Source organism: Promicromonospora vindobonensis (assembly GCF_042685865.1).
In the GTDB taxonomy this organism is placed as follows: Bacteria; Actinomycetota; Actinomycetes; order Actinomycetales; family Cellulomonadaceae; genus Promicromonospora; species Promicromonospora vindobonensis.
Window position 1 is genome coordinate 3286800 of record NZ_JBHUOG010000002.1, and the last position, 18957, is coordinate 3305756.

An 18957-nucleotide genomic window follows, 5' to 3' on the forward strand; every position below is an offset into this window, starting at 1 on the left:
AAGCGAAGGCCGGTCCTGATTCTACCGACAGGGTAAGGATCGCCTCACCGGGCGTCTCACGTTTCACACCGCGCGTGCGGGATCGTCACCCTCTGGATCCCGCAGCACCGACCTCCGCGACCGCACGCCGCAGGTCCTCCTTGCTGCTGCCGCCCATGGCCCGCAAGGGGCTGTACGCCGGGACGACGGTCACGGACGCACTGCCGTCCGACAGGCTCAGAGCATCCACCGACCGGGTCCCGTAGACCGCCTGCACCACAGCGGCGTCCGCGGACCGGCGCAGGGTCCAGCTGGGCGCGGTGCTGCGGCGACCCGCCCAGACCTCGATCTCGGTGCCGGTGACCACGAGGGCCATGGGGCTGCCGCCCATGGCCATCAGGCCGGGCCTCGGGTGGGCATACGTGGCGGCCTCGTCGGCAGCCTCCGCCGTCGAGTACACCGGGACGACGACGACGTCCGGCCGGTTCTGCCGGGCGTTCGAGGCCACGCCCGCCGACCGGCCGAGCATGACGGCGACCGTGACGCCGCAGATCGCCAGCACCACGACGAGCGCTATCCACAGGGTGGCATCGCCGAGGCCGTCGCGCTGGACGGTGAGGACGAGCCGCACCACCGAGACGAGGGCGAAGACGATCAGGGCGCCGATCCAGAGCTTCTTGCGGGCGTTCGCACTCATGGTGCCTCCACGGTCTCTTCCTGCTGGTTCAGCTGGTCGTCGTACCGGTCCCAGGCTGCGTCGCGCTCACGGTCGTCCAGCCAGTAGGCGCCGAGGAACAGCCCCGTCGTCACCAGCAGCACGAGCAGGACGGGTACGGAACGTCGCACCAGGTCCCACGGGTTCTCGAGGTCCTCGACCCTGCCGATGAAGAAGCGGTAGCCGCCGAGCACCCAGAAGGCGAAGAAGCACGCAGCCAGGGCCGCGACGATGCCGGTGACGACGAGCAGTGCCCCGGGGTCGTCCGACGGCATCTCGGGCGTTGCGGCGATCATCCACGCACCACCGGGTGCAGCGACAGGACTATCGAGTCGAAGAGCTCGAGCATCGCTTCGCGAAGCGGGACGAACGGCGTGGTGAATGACACCTGGAGGATCTTGTCGAGACCACGGCGCTCTGTCCAGTAGTCGGCCCTGAGCTCGGGAAGCTCCGGGTTGCCCTCGGCGTCGGTCCGCGTGATCTCGGTCTGCCGGACGGCCCGCAGCACCCACCCGTCGTCGAGCGTCTGCCGGTCGACGTCGGCCCCCGACAGCGAACCGGTGATGCTCGCCATCAGCTCGTCCCGGTCCCCCTCGGTCACCGCGTACGGGAACACGGCCATGGTGCCGGTGATCGCGACGTCGCCGACGTCCATGCTGAAGACGGCCAGGCTGAGCCCTCCGTCGTCGGCGGCACCGTGCGCGGCCTGGGCGAGGTGCTCCCGCGCCTCGCGCCTCGCGCGGGCGCGGTCGTCCCGTCGGCCCAGACGGTCGACGACGATCTTGCGCACCGCCTCGTCGATCCGCTCAGGGTCCGCGAGCGGGACCGTCCACCACCCGCGCGGGTACACGAACGTCCAGGACGTAGCCGCCTCGCGGAAGGCAGCCGCGGCGGCAGCCTTGAGGTCGGTCGGTTCTTCGTCGGGCTCGATCTCCACGCCGGCCTCGGTGTCGCGCATCTCCAGGCTCACTCCAGCCCCAGTTCCTTCGACAGGGCGGACCCGGGCTTGACCCCGTAGTGGGCGTGCTCGATCAGCCCGGTGATCTCGTCCTCGATCTCGTCCACCAGGTGTCCGTACAGACTCTGGAACTCGAGCCGCACCACCTCGTCCCTGGCCCCGCTGAAGAGGGTGAAGTACCAGTGCAGGTGGACCTCACCCGCGTCATTGACCGTGTCGATGACCTGTTCGATGAAGCGGCCGAAGTCCACTTCGCCCTCGCCGACGTCGTACGAGCTGATCGTCACGCCAGGCAGCTGCGGCACACGCGCGGCCTGCTTCCGGAACTTCCGGTACGCCTTCTTGGAATCGCCTCGGTCGGGGAACGTCTTGATCAGCACGCCGGCGCGGGCTTCGTGCCCGTGCGCAGCGGGGAACCAGACGCCGGCTCCCCACGCATTGTCGTCAGCGGCCTCGACAGCGTCCTGGTCCATGGTGCGGATGGCGCCGATCACCGCCGCGTTGTCCACGCCCCACTCACGGGTCGCGGCAATCTCCTCCGCACCCTCGCCGCCCATGCCTGCCACCCAGAAGATCCAGTCCTCGGGCTCCGTGAACGTGAAGACCTGGTCCTCGTCCCACGGACGCCACTGCGCGGCCTGTTGCTCCATCGTCTGCTCTCCCTGATCCGTCACCATGTGCGTACGTCACGGTAGAGCAGCGTCGCGTTCGCCCCGATGTCTGCGGAGTACGGCACGAGCGCCGACCCGAGACCGCCGAGCTTCGCCGGGTTGATCGACCCGAGCCGCCCCATCGTGCCGACATAGCCCGTCGCGTTCCGGGAGAACTGTGCGACGTCGTCCGCGTTGCGCAGCACCTGGTAGGCGCGTGCCGCCTCGCCGTGGCCCATGAAGTTCATGAAGCGCGCACGACCGGTGAGGCCGCTGAACGATGCCGCTCCGGAGCGGACCCAGCTCACCGGATTGAGCTTGCTGTACGGAACCGACTTGAAGGCCTTGGTGGCGTTGGACCACGCATTGGTCGCAGCGATCCGGTTGAGAGGGCTGCCGTACCGCGACGCACGAGAAGCCACCCGGCTCCCGCGTGACGCACCCTGCGCCATCCCCCTGGCCGCGGTCGCCTTCCCCGCGGCGCCGACGATGCGGCCGATGCCGAACGACGCGACACTGATCACACCGAGCAGCACGTTCACCCAGTCGCCCTCACCATTCAGCACCAGGGCGATGTCTGCCACGAGCGCGGCGACCGTCGCGATGATCGCGATCGCCGTGAGGATCTGCCCGAGGATGGGCACCCAGCCGAGGACCAGCGCGGCGATACCCGCCCACATCGCGATCTTGCCCGCCCACTTGGAGACGAAGCCGGCGACCTTCGAACCCCACTTCTCCCACCAGCCGTCCTTGAGGTCGTCCTTCGCGGCGGCCTCCTTGATGGTGGTAGCGGCGTTGCCGGCCTTGGTGTGCCAGGCGTCGACGATGCCAGGCAGCTCGCCGATGATCCCGGACAGCACGGCGCGGGACGACTCGGCCGCGTTGTTCGCGTTGGTCAGGCTGCCGCGCGCGTCGGAGTCGAGCTCCTCGCCGGTCGACCGGGCGGTGCTCACCGCCCCGTCGAACTCGGTCTGCGCCGCGTCGGCGGCGCGCTGGTCCGCCTGGGCCGTCTCCTGCGCCTCCTGGGCCCTGAGGAGCAGGGCGTGCGCGGCGTCCTGTGCGTCCTGGTGGTCGACCGCGTACTGGGTCAGCGCCGTCGAGGCCGCGGCATAGCGGTCCTTCGCCTTGATGACCTCGGCCTTCACGTCCTCCGCCTTGCCGCGCAGCTGCTCGACCGCGTCGGACTGGAAGCCCTCCATGTTCTCGATGACGCCCAGCGCGGTGTACGCCTCGGCCATCGAGTCGGCGATCGTGCCGTAGTACGCGCCGGCGCTCTGCGACATCGTCGGGTCGCCCGGGATCGGGTTGCTGCTCGCCAGTGGTTCCCAGCTCATGCGTCTGCTCCCCCTTCGAGAGACGTCGCGAGCTGGTTGTCGACGTCCTGGAACTGCGTGCCGACGGCGGTCGTGAGCTCGGCCAGGTTCGCGATCGACTCCTTCATCTTCTCCCGGCGGTTCTTCCACTCGCTGGAGAAGTCACGGATCGCGTCAGCCAGGGTGTCGTCCCCGACGGCGTCCGCAACCTGGTCCGCATAGGAATCGGCGCCGTCGAACTCGTTGACGATGGCGGTCAGGTCATCGCCGGTGTCGAGCAGCAGGTCGACGTCGACCACGAGCTGATCCGTCATGAGTCACTCCTTCTGTCACTGGTGGGTCGGCCGGACCATCAGAGCCAGGCCGGGCAGCGGCGGGGCGGTCCCAGACCGAGGTCCGGAACCGCCCCGTGGTGCATGATGCGTGGTGCTGCGGTCAGCCGCCGATGCCGCTGGCCAGCTGCGAGTCCACGTCCTGCAGCGTCTGAGCAGCCTGCTCCAGGAACGAAGCCATGCCCTCGAGGCCCTCGATGGCCTGCTTGGCACCCGTGGTGAACTCCTCGTACGACTGCTGGAACGCGCCCGACGCAGAGTCGGTCTGGAAGCCAGAAGCAACCAGGTTGTTCACCTGGGTCGACAGGTTGGACAGCGTGTCCATGATCGTCGACTGCCCGTTGCGGAGCTGGCCCGCCTGACCCCGAAGCTCCTCGTAGGTCACATTCATGTTCGCCATGAGAATTCCCCTTCAATTCCCGGACGGCCCCTACGGCCGATCCGACTAGCCCTGACAGTAACGAACCCACCACAACCCGTCGATGGGTATATGTACCCATGACCGGCACCGGCTGACCTGCGCGGAAATGCCGTGCCCTGACACACCGCAGCGGGGCGGTCCCGGACCGAGGTCCGGGACCGCCCCGTGGTGCATGATGCGTGGTGCTGCGGTCAGCCGCCGATGCCGCTGGCCAGCTGCGAGTCCACGTCCTGCAGCGTCTGAGCAGCCTGCTCCAGGAACGAAGCCATGCCCTCGAGGCCCTCGATGGCCTGCTTGGCACCCGTGGTGAACTCCTCGTACGACTGCTGGAACGCGCCCGACGCAGAGTCGGTCTGGAAGCCAGAAGCAACCAGGTTGTTCACCTGGGTCGACAGGTTGGACAGCGTGTCCATGATCGTCGACTGCCCGTTGCGGAGCTGGCCCGCCTGACCCCGAAGCTCCTCGTAGGTCACATTCATGTTCGCCATGAGAATTCCCCTTCTCAGATCCCGGCCGGCCCCCACGGCCGATCCGACTGAGCACGACAGTAACGAACCAACGGGGGTCGGTCGATGGGGAGCGCTACCCATGAGGGCCCGGGCTCCAGCACAGGGCTAGGACTGGCCTCGGTCGCCGTAGAACCGGGCTCGGAACGCAAGGAATCCCAGCACGGCCGATGACAGCAGCAGCAACGCTGTCACCACACGGAAGACCAGGTGCACCGGGTCCGGCAGGCCGGGGAAGAACGCGACCACCGCCGCCGACCAGGCGAAGCCAGCGGGAAGCATCGCAAGGAACATCCGGCCCTCCAGGTCCCAGCCCGAAACATAGAACCGCATGACGAGGTCGGTGAGCCCAGAACGCCGTACCGGCTGGAGCGACATCGAGACATCACCGGCGGTCGGCGGCCCGAACGTGCTGCCGCGAGCCGACCAGGAGGAGAACGAGAGCTTCTCCCCCGCATACGAAGGTCGTAGCGACCGCACGGCGTAGAGGTACGAGAGCACCATCGGCGGCCAGGCCGCTGTGGGCAGGTGCCAGATCGCGCCCGGCCCCATGATCAGCGCCATCAACGGCACGAGAAGGACCACCACCGCGATGGCCTCTATCGGGTTGGCGAAGCGCTCGCCCAACCCGTTCACGATGTCCTCGTCCAGCACGAGATAGATCACCGAACCCGCAGGGACCCCCAGCGCGAAGATCCAGATCATCAGCCACACGGAACCGATCAGCAGATAGCCGAACGGCCGCAGGACGAGGCTGGACGTCGTGGGCTTCTCAGCCGATCTGGTGGTGCGTCCGTCGGCACCGGTCCTCAGGTCTTCGTCGGCCATCGTTCCCCCTTGCTGCCCAGCATCAGGGATGACGCTACAGGTGGGGCCACTGGCGCACCGCCGTCGTTCCGTGGGTGAATTGTGTCGCCGACCACGCCGGACGCGTACGGTACTCGGCACGACACTCGACAAAGGAGAACAACGTGGCGCAGGTGAACTGGTTGACCAAGGGCGAACGCTCCGGGACGACCCTCATCACGGCACCCGGGACACCAGCCGGGGTCGAGAGCGGTGTCGAACGGCTCGACGCAGCCCTGGACGGATTCACCGGGCCCATCCCTGGCTGGTTCCGAGCCTTCGAGAAGCTCGGGTTCTGGTGGTACCCGATCTGCGCCGTGGTCGGGGTACTGCTCGTGCTGCTCCTGGTGGACCCCGCCGACGCGGTGCGCATCGCGTCCGGCATGGCCATCAGCCTCGTGCTCGCCTACCTCGGCGCCTTCGCCCTCAACGTCGCGGCCAAGGCCCAGGCCCGCGGCAGGGGCCACGCGAGCTCCCAGCAGGCCATCGCGGAGGTGGACCCGCTCGCCCGCATCGCACCGACCGGAGCCCGCGCGCTCTCGGACGCCGTGCTCGGACGCGACGCAGGCCTGGAGGACCAGGTCCACACGCTGCTGTGGCGGTCCGTCAAGACGACGACCGCAGACGGAGCCGCCGCCTCGGAGGAGCTGCAGGCCCTGCTCGCTCGGACGGCCCCGGAGCACGCGGCAGGTCGGGCTGCGGATGCGGAGCGGCTCGAGCAGCAGATCAAGCGGCTGAAGGAAGACGGAAAGATCTGACCGGTCGATGGTGTGCGGGCCCCGCCGACGAGGGCGACGGCCCGCACAGCATGGTCGTTCAGGCCGGGTTTCGGGCCGGCTCCTGCGCCACCTCGACAGCCGGGGAGACCGTCACGGCGCCCTGGGCCTCGTCGGCCGCCTCGTCGACGACCGCAGGGAACGTGATCGAGTCGACGATCTCGTTGAACAAGGTCGCGAAGGGCTCGCCGCCGGGGATGTTCGACATGTTGGCGCGCACCATGAGCAGTCCTGCACCGTCCGGGTACGGCAGGAAGTATTCGAGCCGCATGGTCATGAACTCTTCCTCGCCCACCTGCTGGCGCACCATCTCCCAGCGTCGCGCGATGAGGCCTGAGACGCCCTCCGTCACCTCGACCTCGGGGAAGCCGGTGGTCAGGGCTTCTTCGATGTTCCCGGCCTGGAGTGCGGGCAAGGACTCGGCCGGCCATTCGTCGTCGCGAAGGAGCATCGCTGCCGGGAACGGTATGCCCGGCAGGATCTCCAGCGACATCAGGTAGGTGTGCACACCGATCCCCACGGCGTCGCGTGCCGAGCTCACCAGCTCCTGCACCGCCTCGCGGCGTGCCCTGGCCAGCCGGTCCGCCTTTCCTGTCTGGCGCTTGACCAAGCGCTTGGCAAAGGCGACGGCCACCTCTTCGCTGTCGAGGGGAACACGCACCCAGGTGCCGGGCAGGACGATTCGCATGTCGCTGTCCGCGATGCGGATCTGCTTCACCTCGGTCATGCCCCGCCCTCCGTCCGGAACGTCATGCCTTCGAGCAGATCGACGACCGTGACAGGCAGGTTCTCGAACAAGCCGACGTTGGCCGCCACCACCATGATCTCGAGAGCGTCTCCGGTGCCTGGCGGGAACACGGCGGCGTGCACGCGCTCTTCGAGGTGAGCTCCCGCTTCCCCTGCCCCGTCGACCATGTGCCCGATCAGGAGGTGGGAGCCGACGACCGGGCCGGCAGGGACCTCCGCATCGAAGATCTGCTGTCCCATCACCTGCGCGTCCTCTACCTCGTGGGCGACGTGCTCGAGCTCTGCCTTGTACCGCTCGACGTCCGCTCCGCTCCCCACGCCGATCGTCAGCATCGCGGTCACGAGCGGGTCCGTGACCGAGTCGATCAGCACGGCGGTGCGCAGACCGCTCACGCCCACCGCCCCTACCGAGGCGCGTACGTCCTTGAGCTGCTTCGCGAGCAGGCCAGGAGCGTCGGGGAGGGCGGCGGAGCCCGACGCCAGCTCCGCGGCCATGTCCTCCGCCCACTGCGAGTCCCCGTCGCTGGTCGGGAGCATGTGCCAGCCAGCAGGGAGCCCGAGCCCGAACTCGGTGATCGATCCAGCCATGTGTGTGGTACCCCTTGTCGTCAGACCGCTATGCTCCCGCGAACGCAGGGGCGGCGCACACCGGCCGGCGCCCCTGCGCTCATCGCGTCGAGCGGTCAGCTCCCGAGCGTCCCGATCTCGGGAACGTCGACGGTGCCGAGCGTCTTGATGTCGTTGAGGAGCGTCAGCGGCGCGTTCGCCGCCCCGCCCCAGGAGCCGCCGAGGAAGCTGCCGCCGACGCCGATCGTGTTCTTGATGCCTCCGGTGACGTCACCGTTGATGAAGCTGTTGGTGGCGTTCATGCCCGCGTTGGCGACGCTGCTCGTGAACGCCGTCGCACTCATGATCTGCGCCGCGCGGACCGGGCCTTCCAGCCTGATGGCGTCAGCGCCCATGTCCGAGAGCCGGGTGGCGAGCGTCGCCGCGTCGCCGCCGATCGTGCCCTTCAGGTTGAACGTCGTCGGCAGCGAGTTCTTGAGGGTCGAGACGAGGGCCTCGGTCTTGGTCAGCGCACCCGACTCGAACGCCTCACGGACCGCGGTCTGCGAGGTCGACTGGACGAACGGGGACTTGAACGCGTACGTGAGCTTGTCCATGCGGGAGACCGGAAGCTCCGACGTGAACCGGATCGCGTCGTCCACCAGCTTGACGCCGTCGTCGCCGGCACCGGCGACACGAGCAGCGGTCTGGCTGGTGCTCAGCACCGTCTTTGCGGTCACGAGCTTGCCGAGGTGGGTGGCGATCTTGCCACCGAAGAGCGATACGACGCCCAGGGCGATACCCGCGACCGCCGCCCAGCTGAACCCTTCCGTCGAGAGTTTCACGACGCCCTCGACGATCGCGAGGATCGCCCCGATCGCCGCGAGGGCGACCAGGACCTGACCGAGGATCGGCACCCAGGAGAGGAAGATCGCGAGGATTCCGGCAATGTCGCAGATCACCTTGAACACCTTGTACACCTGCGACACGAAGTTCTTGAACTTGTCCCACCCGCTGTCGTGCAGCTCGGACTTCTCGTCTCGCTCGAACTGCTCGTCGATCGCGTTCTTCGCGGTGCGGGCCGAGCCGTCCTTTGCGTCCTTCGCCTCCTGCCACTGCCCTCGCCAGTAGGCCAGGTCCGACTGCAGCGTCTCGACCCGGGTGGCCGCTGTGGACGCGGCGGTGTTCGCCGTGGTCTTGTCGGCGGGTGTCGCACTGTCCGGGAGGCCGTCCGCCTCGTTCTCGGCGGCATTCTTCGCGAGCTGTGCGTCCCACAGGTCCTGGTGGATCTCGGCGATGCGGGTCGCGGCGGTCTCGGAGGAGCTGATCGAGCTGTCCAGCGTCGGCGCATAGGCGACGAGCGCGTCGCCCGTCACGCGGTACCGCCCGGTCGCCTTCTTGATGTCGTCGCGGACGTCCTCGGCGAGCTGCCGCGTCTTGTCCATGGACTTGGCGGTCGTCGCCGTGTCGCTGACGATGCTGTCCAGCGCGGACAGCGCACCTTCGATGGCCTCAGCGACCGACTGGTAGGCCTCACCCTTCGACCGCACGAGGTCGGCGTTACCGTCCAGCTTCTCGTACTGGCTGTCACCCACGGGTGCCCCCTCTACTTCTTGCTCGTCGCTTCGGAGGCACCCTGCTCGAGCGCCTTGGCAAGCTCGGTGTCGACCTGCGAGAACGTGTCGACGACCTGCTGGATGATGCCCTGGAGCTTGACGATGTTGCCCGTCATCTCGTCGCGCTTGATCTTCCACTTGTCGGCGAAGTCCTGCACCTTGTCGCGCAGCTCGTCGTCACCGGTCGCGTCCGCGGCATCTTCCGAGTTGTTGTCCGCGTTCTGGAACTCGTCACCAATGACCTTCAGATCGCCGGCCAGCTCCCTGAGCTGTTCCATATTGATGGAGAGGTCATAACTCACCGCGCTCACCCCTGTCTTGTCGAATGACCTCTTATCAAGGTCACCCTGTCGTCTCACTGAGGAGCACGGTACCGGGCAACACATTCACTGGGCATGGGGAGCACTCCCCATGTGCTCCCCACGCCCTGCAGCAAGGAACGGCCTCGGTCCTCGGTTCAGCCCTCGGTGCCCAGCACCAGCGGCACGTGCACGCGCACGCTCTTGCCGCGCGCGATCCAGGCTCCGCGGCCCACGGGGAACTCGCCCTTCGCGGCACGCGGGAGCGAGGTCTTGAGGATCGTGTCCCCGTCGAGGTTCTCCGGCTGCAGCAGGAGACCGCGCCGGCCGTTCTTGACCTCCGAGAGCAGCGGCCACGTGGCGCCCCACGAGCCCGTCTCCGCCTCGGCCACCAGCAGGTGATCGCTCTTGCGGATCGCCTTGGTGAGGTCCTGGATCGGCTTGTCGGCGGGCGTCTGCAGGTACTCGTTGATGCCCTCGATCAGGACGACCATGCCTGGCTCCGTGTCCTCGTCCTGTACCGCGGCGAGGAGCTCCTTGGCCATGTCGGCGACCTTGTCCACGCCCATCGCGACGTCGGCCCACGTCATCTCGCCCGCGATCGCGGAGCGCGACTGCGCGAACAGGTAGATCCGCGCCTCGGGGTTGGCCCGCTGGACGGCCCGCGCGATGTGCACGAGGGCGTTCGAACGACCGGACCCGGGCGGACCGGCCACCACGAGCGTGCCGGTGGGGTCGAACGGGAGGGGCGCCATCGCGATGTTGTCGATACCGAGCACCGGGTGACCGTTCACCGACGGCGGGAGCTCCAGGGCGGAGTACTCGGTCGGCAGCACCTGGACCGCGGGCGCCGGGCGCACGCCGGCGCGGCGCATCGACTCGGCGAGCCGGTCGGTGGCCACCGCCTGCTCCTGGACCGACGTCGTGCCGCCGACCACCGCCACCTGGACCTCCAGACCGTCCAGGACCGCGCGCCCGCTGGGCGACGTGGCCGTGACGATGTCACGCGGCGCGTTGAAGGCGAGGTACCCGTCGTCGCTCATGCGCAGCAGGATGTTGCGCTGCACCATCGACCGCACGTAGGTGGGCACCGCGCCCGACCGGTCTGCCGTGAACATGACGTGCATGCCGAGCCCTCGGCCGTCGTTCAGGATGTCGCGGAACACCTCGAACCACTCGGCCCGGCCGGCGCCCACCTCGTACTCGTCGCGGAAGTTCGCGAACCCGTCCACGAGCAGGAGGATGCGCGGCACGTCGTGCCGCCCGCTGACCTGCCGGTACTCCGAGACGCTCGCCGCGTTCACGGCGGCGAAGGCCTCGCCGCGGCGCTGCAGCTCGTCGCGCAGCATCCGCATCAGCCCGACGATGCGCTCGTTGTCGTCGCCCTTTGCGATGGTGCCGACGTGGGGCAGCGCCTCGAGCATGCGCAGCGCACCGGCCGCGAAGTCGAGCCCGTACACGTGCACGGGCCCGCCCCGCGGCGTGATGCCGGCGACTGCCGCGAGCGTGCGCAGGGCCGTCGACTTCCCGGCACCACCGGTGCCGTAGATGCCGAGGTGACCGTCCTGGTCCGGGTAGAAGTACTGGGGCGCCTGGGCCTGCTGCTCCGGGATGTCGGCCACGCCGATGAGCAGCTCGGTGTCCGTGCGCTGGTAGAGCCGCGTCAGGTCGTAGACGTCGGCGAGCGAGTCCAGCCACGGACGCCGCGGGACCGGCAGGCGGCCGCGCTCGAACGCCTCCTGGACCCGGGCGACGAGCCGCTGCTGGTCGTTCGGGCCGAGGTCCGCCTCGTCGACCGAGACGTCCGACTCGACGACGGGCTCCTCCCACTTCTCCTCCCGCCCGAAGTGCAGGCGCGCGACCTCCACCTTGGCGCGCTCGGGTGACCGCGTGCTCCAGGCACCGGCGTAACCGGACTGGAAGGCCTGCACCCGCCCAGGGCCGGTCTTGACGAGCCCGCGGCCGGGGATCGACGGATCGACGAACGCGGCGTCCTTCACGTCGACGACGTCGGAGGAGTCCGACTCGTCGGCCATCCGGAGGGCGACGCGCATGTTGGTGTTGGCGCGCAGGTTGTCCTTGATGACACCGGCCGGGCGCTGCGTGGCCATGATCAGGTGGATGCCGAGCGAGCGGCCACGCTGGGCGACGTCGACGACACCGTCCACGAACTCGGGGACGTCGCCCACCAGGGCGGCGAACTCGTCGATCACGATGACGAGGGCCGGTGGGGTCTCCGGGTCGCCACGCTTCTCCAGCTCGAGCAGGTCCTTCGCCTTCTTGCGGTTGAAGAGGTGCTCCCGGTGGTGCAGCTCTGCCCTCAGGCTCGTGATGGCCCGCAGCACCAGGTGCGGCGACAGGTCGGTCACGAGGCCCACGCAGTGCGGGAGCTGGACGCAGTCGGCGAAGGCCGAACCACCCTTGTAGTCGACGAACAGGAACGTCACGCGGTCCGGGCTGTACTCGGCGGCCATCGCGAGCACCCAGGCCTGGAGGAACTCCGACTTGCCGGCACCGGTGGTGCCGCCGACCAGGGCGTGGGGGCCCTGGCTCCGCAGGTCGAGGTGCTGGGCGTCCACACCGGCCGAGCCGACGATCGCACGCAGCGAGCCGGCGCGCTTGCGCTGCACGCCCTGGCCCGTGCGGTCGTAGACCGACAGGTTCTGGCGCCAGCGCTCCATGACGGCGTCCGGGTTCTCGAACAGGTCGTGGCCGAGCAGGGCCGGCATCGTGATGGAGCGCGGCAGGTCGGAGGCGTCCTCGACGATGGCGCCCGCGTCGAACACCGGAGCCAGCCGGCGCCCGTACTCCAGCGCCGCCTTGCCGTCGACCTCCTCGAGCGCGATGTCGTCGACCCAGCGACCGAGCCGCACCATGCCGACTCGCGGGCCGTCCTGGCTCACCTCGACGAACGTGCGGCACGCGGCGGGCAGACCGGCCGTCTCGGCGGAGATCCACAGCGGGTACACGCCGGCGTCGGCGCCCATCTCGGCGAGCTGGATGAGCCGCGCCCGGTCCACGTCGATGTCGTCGGAGATGACCACGACCACCGCGGGGACCGGCGACTTGGTACCGGTGTCCGGGCCACGGTCGCCGACGTCGCCACCGCGCTCCAGCGCAGCCGCGTCCTCGCCGATCGCGCCACGACGGCCGCCGCCGCGCACCGCCTTGAGCCGGTTCGAGATCAGCTCCTCGAGCTGTGCCAGCAGGCGCTGCGCACCGGAGGCGGAGTCCGCGAGGTGGTGCCCGTCGATAGGGCTGTGGGCCGACGACGTGTGCGGGATCCAGGTGAGCCACTGCAGGTGCTGCGTCCACACCGGGCTCACGATGCTGGTCACGACCAGCTCCGACGGCGAGTGCAGGCCGGTGAGCTGCAGCAGCGTCGCGTTCAGGGAACCGATCACGCGGGCGGGCGGACCGGCGAAGCCGAGTGCGCCCGCGTCGTACAGGTTCTCCACGACGGGGACGCCGTCGACGTCCTCGTACTGCTCGACGAGGTTGTCCAGGACGTCCTGGTACTCCTTCATGAGCGCGCCCTTGCCGCCCGTCTTCACCGTGTTGCGCGACGGCATGGTGCCAAGGCCGAACCGGACGTTGAGGAAGCTCCAGTGCTCCGGACGGCGCGTCCACAGGAGCGGGCCGTGCCGCATCGCCTCGACGTAGACGTGCTGGGTGGCCGGCGCCTCCCGCAGGCGGACGGAACGCTCCGTCTCCTTCTCCTCCTTGAGCACCTCGCGCAGCGACTCGAGCTTCTCCTCGAACCTGCCGACGTCGCGCTCGAGGCGCCGCTTCGCCTGACGGCCCTGCGTCAGGTGGTTGCCGATCATCATCACCGGCGCCATCAGCACGAACAGGAGCGCCGTCGGCCGCTGCATGATGAAGAACATCGCGAAGCCCATGAGGATGGGCGCCAGCAGCGCAAGGAACGGGAACTCCTTCGGCTCTGCCTCCTTCGGCGCGTCCGGGGACTCGAACTCCTCGCCCTTGTAGCGCGCCTCGACCCGCGGCGACCGCGTGAACGCGACCGGGCCGGCCTTGGGCGTCACGCCCGTGATCGTGCTCGGCCGGCGGCTCTCGATGGTGACCGCCGTGTCACCGAGCACCACCCGCTGCGAACCCTCGATGCGCAGGCGCTGCACGTGCTCGCCGTCCACGAGGATGCCGTTCGCCGAACCCAGGTCGACGACCTCGACGTCGTCCGACACGTCGAGCCGGAGGTGCTTCTTCGACACCATCGGGTCATCGACCACGACGTCGCACTCCTGCGAGCGGCCCAGCACCCACGAGCCCTCCGTGAGCTCGACGGTGCCGCCGCCCTCGATGCGGATGGCCGCGCGGACGGCGTCCGACCCCGGGTAGTCGAAGCCCGGCATGGCCTGCTCCACCGAGGCCACGAAGGCGCCGGACCCGATCCACGCCTCACCGAGCGCCGCGTCCGCGGGCAGCCGGACCGGCCGGTCCTGGCCCGGGAGCTGCGCCTCCAGCGTGCGGGACCGCCCCGGGGCGCCAGGCGCCGTCGGGTCCACCCTGGCGATCGTGTCGGCGATCTCGCCGATCCGAGCACCGGCGTCCGCGGTGACCACGACATCGTCGTGGCTACCGTCCGAACGTACGAGCGTCACCTTGACGCGCATGAATCCTCCCCGTCACTTCTTCTTGTTCTGAGGGCCGCCGACGACGGCGCCCACCACCCCACCGACCACGGCACCACCGGCCGCGATCAGCCACGTCGACCCCGTCGTGAGGACGCGCCCGAGAGCGCGGTAGGGGTCCAGGAAGTCACCCGTGCCGGCGCCGGTGAACAGCACCGTCCCGAAGACCACGATCACCCAGACGATGAGTCCGCCGCCGATGGCTCCGGCGACCACGAGCTCGGGCCGGCTCCGCAAGGGTCTGCTCATGCCGTAGCCCCCTTCTCGCTCTCTGCCTCGTCCAGCAGCGGCAGGTCCGACTGGGTCACCAGGCGCGAGGCCACCGCGTACTCGACAAGCCGTGCTCGCCGGTTCGTCGCCAGGGCACCTGGACCACCGCGCAGCCCCTTCACGCCGATCCGGTCGAGCTTCTCGCACACGTTGTCGAGCTTGCGGTTGAACCGCGTGCTCGCCCAGCCCAGCCGGCGCGCGGCCGACGCCGACGAGGGGATCTCGCTCAGCCCCGTGCCCTCGCGGCGCAGCATGGGCTCGGCGAGCGCAACGATGAGCTGCTTCTGGCTCTTGGTGAAGCTGATCGCACCGATCGTCGTGGCGCCCGAGTCGTCATCGTCCTCGGACCGGATCTCGTGGTACGGCGCGTTGTCGAGCTGTGCGGTGATCTCGTAGGTCGTGGGACCTGCCGTGAACACGATCGACGTCGTGGGGAACACCATGGGCAGGCGGTTGCCCGGCGGGAGCCAGGACTGCACGCCGCCCCCCGCGTCGCACACGGTCGCCGAGATGAGCGAGCCGACGTTGGACAGCCACCAGATGCCGTCCTCGTGCGCGATGCGCAGGAAGCGACGGTGCAGGTAAGGGTTGTCGTCGATCGCGAGGTCACCCTCGCGGCCGATGTCGAAGGCCGCGCCCTCCTCGGACGGCCGAAACCACTCGCCGGCGAACTCGATCGCAAGGCCGTTCATCCACTCACCTCCCCGTGCCAGGTCCGAGCGGGTGTGCTCGGAGCTACCGTTGTCTGCTCAGCTGTGTGCTCAGCCCCTGCTCAGCCCTGTGCGGTCACGCAGCCGGACGCCGCGCTCGACGGTTTGCTGGAGCGCACCACCACGATCTCGACGCACGTCTCGCCCTTGAGCGGCACCGTCACGGACGTACCCTTCGGGACCGCCTCGTACACGGGATCGCCGGTCAGCTCCAGCACCCGGTAGGCGTAGGTGTCACCCTCCTCCAAGGACTTGGGTGGCGTCCACGTAAACACCGCATCCTTGCCCTGCACCGTGCCCTTGACGTCGCTCACGGGCGGTACGTAGCCACCGGCCGGTGCCGGGGGCACGACGGCGGAGGTCGAGGCGGTCTGCTCACCCTCCGGATCGCCGCCACCGTCCTGGGTCAGCGCCCAGGCGGACACCCCGACGACCACGACGACCACCACGCCGACGACGAGCGCCCAGATACCGCGTCGCGGCTGCTCCTCTTCCTCGGCCACCTGGGCGGGGGCCGGTGCCTCCGTGAGCTGCCCGACGGCGCCGGGGGTCGCCCGGGTGCCCTGCGTCGCCTGGTCCGCCGAGCTGCGGTACACGGTGTCGTCCGACGGCGCGGGGCCGGGTGCCGGTGCCTGCGTCGGCGCGGCGGGCGCGTAGGCGCGGCTCGCAGCGGCCTGCAGCGCGCCGCCCGAGCCGTGCCCGGTGGCGCCCGGCCCGAACGCGCTGGGGCCTGATGCACCCGCGCCGGCCGGGTCGATGGTGACGATCTGGCGCAGGCGGGTGCCGTCGGCCTCCGCCTCGTCCTCCTGCATCGCGCCGGACTCGTCCAGCAGGTCGATGGGGGTGACGTCGCGGGACAGCTCGACCTGGACCTTCTGCAGCTCGCGCGCGAAGGCGAGCACCGTCGGGTACCGCGAGGACGCCAGCTTCGACATCGCGATGCGCAGCACGCGCTCCAGCGACGGCGTGACGTCGCTGCGGCTCACCGCGGGCAGCTCGTCCTGCTCGATGCGGCGCACGAGGTCGGCGGACGTGTTCGAACCGCCTGGCGTCTCGAACGGGGTGCGGCCGGCCAGCAGCGTGTAGCAGGTGGCGGCCAGGGCCCACACGTCGGTCGCGATGCCCGACATCGGCGGGTCGCCGAACGACTCCGGCGGGGACCACGGGATCGACATGCCTTCCGCCGCCGCCGCCTCGTCGACCGTCGACGAGATGCCGAAGTCGGTCAGCGCCGGGTGCCCGAACTGCGTCACCAGGATGTTCGACGGCTTCAGGTCACGGTGCAGGATGCCCAGCCGGTGCGCCGTCTCGACGGCCCCGGCGATCTGGATGGTGATGCGCAGGGCCTCGGCCACCGAGAACCGCTCCGACCGGTAGCGCGCACCCAGGTTCGGGCGCGAGCAGTACTCCATGGCCAGGTACGGGCGGCCGTCGTTCGCGACGCCCGCCTCGTACATCGTGACGATCGACGGGTGGTTGCCCAGCGTCGCCATCAGGTCTGCCTCGGCGTCGAACGCGGCGCGCTGCGTCTCGCTCGACCACTCCTTGAGCAGCACCTTCACCGCGACCTGTCGGCGCGGTCGCTGCTGCTCGTACAGGAACACGTCCGAGAAACCGCCCGAACCGATGAGCTTGCGGTACTCGAAGCCCTCGATCTCGGGTGGCGGGGACGGCTTCCTCTTGCTGCTCACACTGCTCCTTCGTCGGTGGTGGGGCTTGCGGTGGTCGAGGCCCTCACCAGATGCCCTCGAACGTGAGGGTCACGCCGTCGCCCAGGTCGACGACGTCGCCGTCGGACACGAGCTCCTTCTCGTTCGGGTGCAGGCGCCGCGGGGGCTGGCCCGGCCGCAGGAGCGTGGTCCCGTTCGTGGTGGCGAGGTCGGTCACGAGCACGTGCCAGTCCTCGAGCGAGATCTCGGTGTGGGACCGCGAGATGTCCTGCTGCGGGCTGGAGACCGTGACGAGACGCGGCATCTGGTCGGCCGACGTGTTGTTGGTGCGGGGCCGGCGACCCACGATCACCGGCCGGTCCAGCTCGACCACCTGGCCGCCACGCACGCCCGCCGCGCCGGCCGTCGCGGCGCCGGACGTCACGACCATGCGGCCCAACGACGGGCGCACGGCCAGCTCGGCCTCTGCCGACAGCGCGCTGCCGCACTCGCGGCAGTTCTCGCGGGCGGTCGGGTTGGGGTGGCCGTTCTCGCACGTCACCGCAAGGATCCGTGGCGCGTTCGGGTTGGCGGGTACGGAGAACTTCGGCGCCGACGGCGCGGACGCGGCTGCCTTGAGGTCGGCGATCGCCGACGACATCACCGTGTGCCCGTCGTGGTCGTCGTCGGCCGCTTCCGCCTCTGCTGTCGCCTCCGCGCCGACGGCCGCTGCGCGGTGCGCGGCGGCAGGGGTGGCGCCGGACCAACCGGGCACGCCGGAGATCGGGACACCGGAGATCATGCCGTCCGGTCCGGGGTCCGCGGTGTCGGGCAACGCGGGCGCCGGCACGGGCGGGGCCGGAGGGGGCGGCGGTCCCGCCGGGATCGCACCGGACGGCGGGGCGGGCTCGTCCTCGCCCTCCTCGATGCTCTCCGGCCGCACGGCAGCCGCCTCGACCCCGTGGGCGACGGTGGCGCCCCACAGGTGCATGTAGTCGTCCTCGTCCGGAGCCTCCTCCGGGGCGGCCTCCGCCTCGGCGGAGGCCACCGACGCCTCGCCGCTGTTGTCCTCGTCGGGCGCGATGGTCTCCTCGGACGCCGGGACCATCGTGACGGTGCCCATCGGGGCGGCGGTCTCGAAACCGGGCTCGACCGGCGTCTCCGCGGCCGAGCCTCCGGTCGCGACCGGCGTCCCGGAGGTAGCGCCCTGGGTCTCGACGCAGTCGACCAGCGACGCGGCGGGCTCGGCGGTGGAGCTCGCCGGCTCAGGGGTCTCGACCGGCTGGGCCGGGACGAGGTCGACCAGCGGTGCGGACTCGACCAAGAAGGCCGACTCGACCAGCGGCGGGACGGGCTCGGCCAGGCGCTCGGCCGGCTCGACCACCTGGTGGCGCACCACGCCCGCGAGGACGACGCCCGACTCGACGGGCAGGCCGTCCGCGAAGCTGCCGAAGCCCGAGACCCCCGTCGCCACCTCGACCGCGGTGACGCCGTCGACCACGCGCTCCGTCCAGGAGATCACCCCTGCGCCCGACACGGTCTGCGACTCGTCACCGGTCTCGATGGTGACGGTCAGCCCGTCGCCGCGCGCCACCACGTGCGCGCTGGCCGGCTCGCCCGTGCCGGCACCCGTGAGCACCACCACCGCGAACGGCGGGACTCCCTTGAGCCCGCCCACCGCGGACGTCGTCAGCGTGCCGAGGACCTCCGCGACCCCGGCGCCGGGTGTCGCGAGGTCGGCCCAGAGCCCGGCTGCCGGGTCCGCCTCGTCCGCTCCGGTCCCTTCGCCGGGCAGCACGACGACGGCGTCGCCGCGCACGATGACGCGCGCCTTCCCCGTCGTGTACCGGATCCCGGTTCGCTGTCCAGCGTCCGAGGTGCTCATGGTCGCCTCCTAGTGTGTTGCTCTGCTCGTGTCCCGCCCCTGCCCACAGCCATGCGTCAGTCTCTACCGACTGCCGCGACCCTGCTC

At 69.9% G+C, this 18957-nt stretch carries 19 protein-coding genes; 1 reads left to right on the plus strand and 18 read right to left on the minus strand.

Going from position 1 to position 18957, the window contains the following annotated elements:
• Nucleotides 1-85 precede the first annotated feature (85 nt).
• The 9 genes from ACFS27_RS27940 to ACFS27_RS27980 all read right to left on the minus strand — a co-directional run bounded on the left by ACFS27_RS27940 (nucleotide 86) and on the right by ACFS27_RS27980 (nucleotide 5702).
• Nucleotides 86-676, minus strand: a complete 591-nt coding sequence (locus ACFS27_RS27940) for a hypothetical protein (protein ID WP_377190419.1) — start codon at nucleotides 674-676, stop codon at nucleotides 86-88.
• Nucleotides 673-990 (minus strand): hypothetical protein, encoded by a 318-nt coding sequence (locus ACFS27_RS27945; protein ID WP_377190421.1) that lies wholly within the window; start codon nucleotides 988-990, stop codon nucleotides 673-675. The genes ACFS27_RS27940 and ACFS27_RS27945 overlap by 4 nt, the downstream gene beginning before the upstream one ends.
• A complete protein-coding gene (locus ACFS27_RS27950; RefSeq protein WP_377190423.1) occupies nucleotides 987-1664 on the minus strand; it encodes a hypothetical protein in 678 nt (225 codons plus the stop codon). Before ACFS27_RS27950 ends, ACFS27_RS27945 begins: the two co-directional genes overlap by 4 nt.
• A complete protein-coding gene (locus ACFS27_RS27955) occupies nucleotides 1661-2302 on the minus strand; it encodes a hypothetical protein (protein WP_377190425.1) in 642 nt (213 codons plus the stop codon). Before ACFS27_RS27955 ends, ACFS27_RS27950 begins: the two co-directional genes overlap by 4 nt.
• A gap of 20 nt (nucleotides 2303-2322) precedes the next feature.
• Complete coding sequence (locus ACFS27_RS27960) at nucleotides 2323-3636, minus strand: hypothetical protein (protein WP_377190426.1); 1314 nt, start codon at nucleotides 3634-3636, stop codon at nucleotides 2323-2325.
• Nucleotides 3633-3929, minus strand: a complete 297-nt coding sequence (locus tag ACFS27_RS27965) for a hypothetical protein (protein WP_377190428.1) — start codon at nucleotides 3927-3929, stop codon at nucleotides 3633-3635. Before ACFS27_RS27965 ends, ACFS27_RS27960 begins: the two co-directional genes overlap by 4 nt.
• Nucleotides 3930-4050: 121 nt before the next feature.
• On the minus strand, nucleotides 4051-4347 hold the full coding sequence (locus ACFS27_RS27970) for a WXG100 family type VII secretion target (RefSeq protein WP_377190430.1): 297 nt from the start codon (nucleotides 4345-4347) through the stop codon (nucleotides 4051-4053).
• Nucleotides 4348-4559: 212 nt separating this feature from the next.
• On the minus strand, nucleotides 4560-4856 hold the full coding sequence (locus ACFS27_RS27975) for a WXG100 family type VII secretion target (protein WP_377190430.1): 297 nt from the start codon (nucleotides 4854-4856) through the stop codon (nucleotides 4560-4562).
• 126 nt (nucleotides 4857-4982) lie between these two features.
• The gene (locus ACFS27_RS27980) at nucleotides 4983-5702 is read right to left on the minus strand and encodes a hypothetical protein (protein WP_377190432.1); all 720 of its coding nucleotides are present in this window, start codon (nucleotides 5700-5702) and stop codon (nucleotides 4983-4985) included.
• Between the two features lie 143 nt (nucleotides 5703-5845).
• Between ACFS27_RS27980 and ACFS27_RS27985 the strand changes: the two genes are divergently transcribed.
• Nucleotides 5846-6478: a hypothetical protein gene (locus ACFS27_RS27985; protein WP_377190434.1), complete on the plus strand. Its 633-nt coding sequence runs from the start codon at nucleotides 5846-5848 to the stop codon at nucleotides 6476-6478.
• Between the two features lie 58 nt (nucleotides 6479-6536).
• Here the strand turns inward: ACFS27_RS27985 and ACFS27_RS27990 are convergent, their stop codons facing one another.
• The 9 genes from ACFS27_RS27990 to ACFS27_RS28030 all read right to left on the minus strand — a co-directional run bounded on the left by ACFS27_RS27990 (nucleotide 6537) and on the right by ACFS27_RS28030 (nucleotide 18870).
• Nucleotides 6537-7223 (minus strand): hypothetical protein, encoded by a 687-nt coding sequence (locus ACFS27_RS27990; protein ID WP_377190436.1) that lies wholly within the window; start codon nucleotides 7221-7223, stop codon nucleotides 6537-6539.
• Complete coding sequence (locus tag ACFS27_RS27995) at nucleotides 7220-7831, minus strand: hypothetical protein (RefSeq protein WP_377190438.1); 612 nt, start codon at nucleotides 7829-7831, stop codon at nucleotides 7220-7222. The genes ACFS27_RS27990 and ACFS27_RS27995 overlap by 4 nt, the downstream gene beginning before the upstream one ends.
• Nucleotides 7832-7926: 95 nt before the next feature.
• A complete protein-coding gene (locus ACFS27_RS28000) occupies nucleotides 7927-9384 on the minus strand; it encodes a hypothetical protein (RefSeq protein ID WP_377190440.1) in 1458 nt (485 codons plus the stop codon).
• Between the two features lie 11 nt (nucleotides 9385-9395).
• Nucleotides 9396-9716 carry a hypothetical protein gene (locus tag ACFS27_RS28005; RefSeq protein ID WP_377190442.1) on the minus strand — a complete coding sequence of 107 codons (321 nt, stop codon included), beginning with the start codon at nucleotides 9714-9716 and terminating at the stop codon, nucleotides 9396-9398.
• 146 nt (nucleotides 9717-9862) lie between these two features.
• On the minus strand, nucleotides 9863-14338 hold the full coding sequence (locus ACFS27_RS28010) for an FtsK/SpoIIIE domain-containing protein (protein ID WP_377190443.1): 4476 nt from the start codon (nucleotides 14336-14338) through the stop codon (nucleotides 9863-9865).
• A gap of 12 nt (nucleotides 14339-14350) precedes the next feature.
• The gene (locus tag ACFS27_RS28015; protein ID WP_377190445.1) at nucleotides 14351-14605 is read right to left on the minus strand and encodes a hypothetical protein; all 255 of its coding nucleotides are present in this window, start codon (nucleotides 14603-14605) and stop codon (nucleotides 14351-14353) included.
• A complete protein-coding gene (locus tag ACFS27_RS28020) occupies nucleotides 14602-15318 on the minus strand; it encodes a hypothetical protein (RefSeq protein WP_377190447.1) in 717 nt (238 codons plus the stop codon). Before ACFS27_RS28020 ends, ACFS27_RS28015 begins: the two co-directional genes overlap by 4 nt.
• A gap of 80 nt (nucleotides 15319-15398) precedes the next feature.
• Nucleotides 15399-17027 (minus strand): serine/threonine protein kinase, encoded by a 1629-nt coding sequence (locus ACFS27_RS28025; protein ID WP_377190449.1) that lies wholly within the window; start codon nucleotides 17025-17027, stop codon nucleotides 15399-15401.
• Nucleotides 17028-17070: 43 nt separating this feature from the next.
• Entirely contained in the window at nucleotides 17071-18870 is a 1800-nt protein-coding gene (locus tag ACFS27_RS28030) for an FHA domain-containing protein (protein ID WP_377190451.1), read from the minus strand.
• Nucleotides 18871-18957: the final 87 nt, after the last annotated feature.

What these genes read in the sequence shown, in the direction of transcription:
- ACFS27_RS28010 (WP_377190443.1), bottom strand. Translation starts at nt 14,338, where the DNA reads ATGCGCGTCAAGGTGACGCTCGTACGTTCGGACGGTAGCCACGACGAT.
- ACFS27_RS27940 (WP_377190419.1), bottom strand. Translation starts at nt 676, where the DNA reads ATGAGTGCGAACGCCCGCAAGAAGCTCTGGATCGGCGCCCTGATCGTC.
- ACFS27_RS27980 (WP_377190432.1), bottom strand. Translation starts at nt 5,702, where the DNA reads ATGGCCGACGAAGACCTGAGGACCGGTGCCGACGGACGCACCACCAGA.
- ACFS27_RS27975 (WP_377190430.1), bottom strand. Translation starts at nt 4,856, where the DNA reads ATGGCGAACATGAATGTGACCTACGAGGAGCTTCGGGGTCAGGCGGGC.
- ACFS27_RS28030 (WP_377190451.1), bottom strand. Translation starts at nt 18,870, where the DNA reads ATGAGCACCTCGGACGCTGGACAGCGAACCGGGATCCGGTACACGACG.
- ACFS27_RS28020 (WP_377190447.1), bottom strand. Translation starts at nt 15,318, where the DNA reads ATGAACGGCCTTGCGATCGAGTTCGCCGGCGAGTGGTTTCGGCCGTCC.
- ACFS27_RS27945 (WP_377190421.1), bottom strand. Translation starts at nt 990, where the DNA reads ATGATCGCCGCAACGCCCGAGATGCCGTCGGACGACCCCGGGGCACTG.
- ACFS27_RS27960 (WP_377190426.1), bottom strand. Translation starts at nt 3,636, where the DNA reads ATGAGCTGGGAACCACTGGCGAGCAGCAACCCGATCCCGGGCGACCCG.
- ACFS27_RS27995 (WP_377190438.1), bottom strand. Translation starts at nt 7,831, where the DNA reads ATGGCTGGATCGATCACCGAGTTCGGGCTCGGGCTCCCTGCTGGCTGG.
- ACFS27_RS27990 (WP_377190436.1), bottom strand. Translation starts at nt 7,223, where the DNA reads ATGACCGAGGTGAAGCAGATCCGCATCGCGGACAGCGACATGCGAATC.
- ACFS27_RS27965 (WP_377190428.1), bottom strand. Translation starts at nt 3,929, where the DNA reads ATGACGGATCAGCTCGTGGTCGACGTCGACCTGCTGCTCGACACCGGC.
- ACFS27_RS28015 (WP_377190445.1), bottom strand. Translation starts at nt 14,605, where the DNA reads ATGAGCAGACCCTTGCGGAGCCGGCCCGAGCTCGTGGTCGCCGGAGCC.
- ACFS27_RS27970 (WP_377190430.1), bottom strand. Translation starts at nt 4,347, where the DNA reads ATGGCGAACATGAATGTGACCTACGAGGAGCTTCGGGGTCAGGCGGGC.
- ACFS27_RS27955 (WP_377190425.1), bottom strand. Translation starts at nt 2,302, where the DNA reads ATGGAGCAACAGGCCGCGCAGTGGCGTCCGTGGGACGAGGACCAGGTC.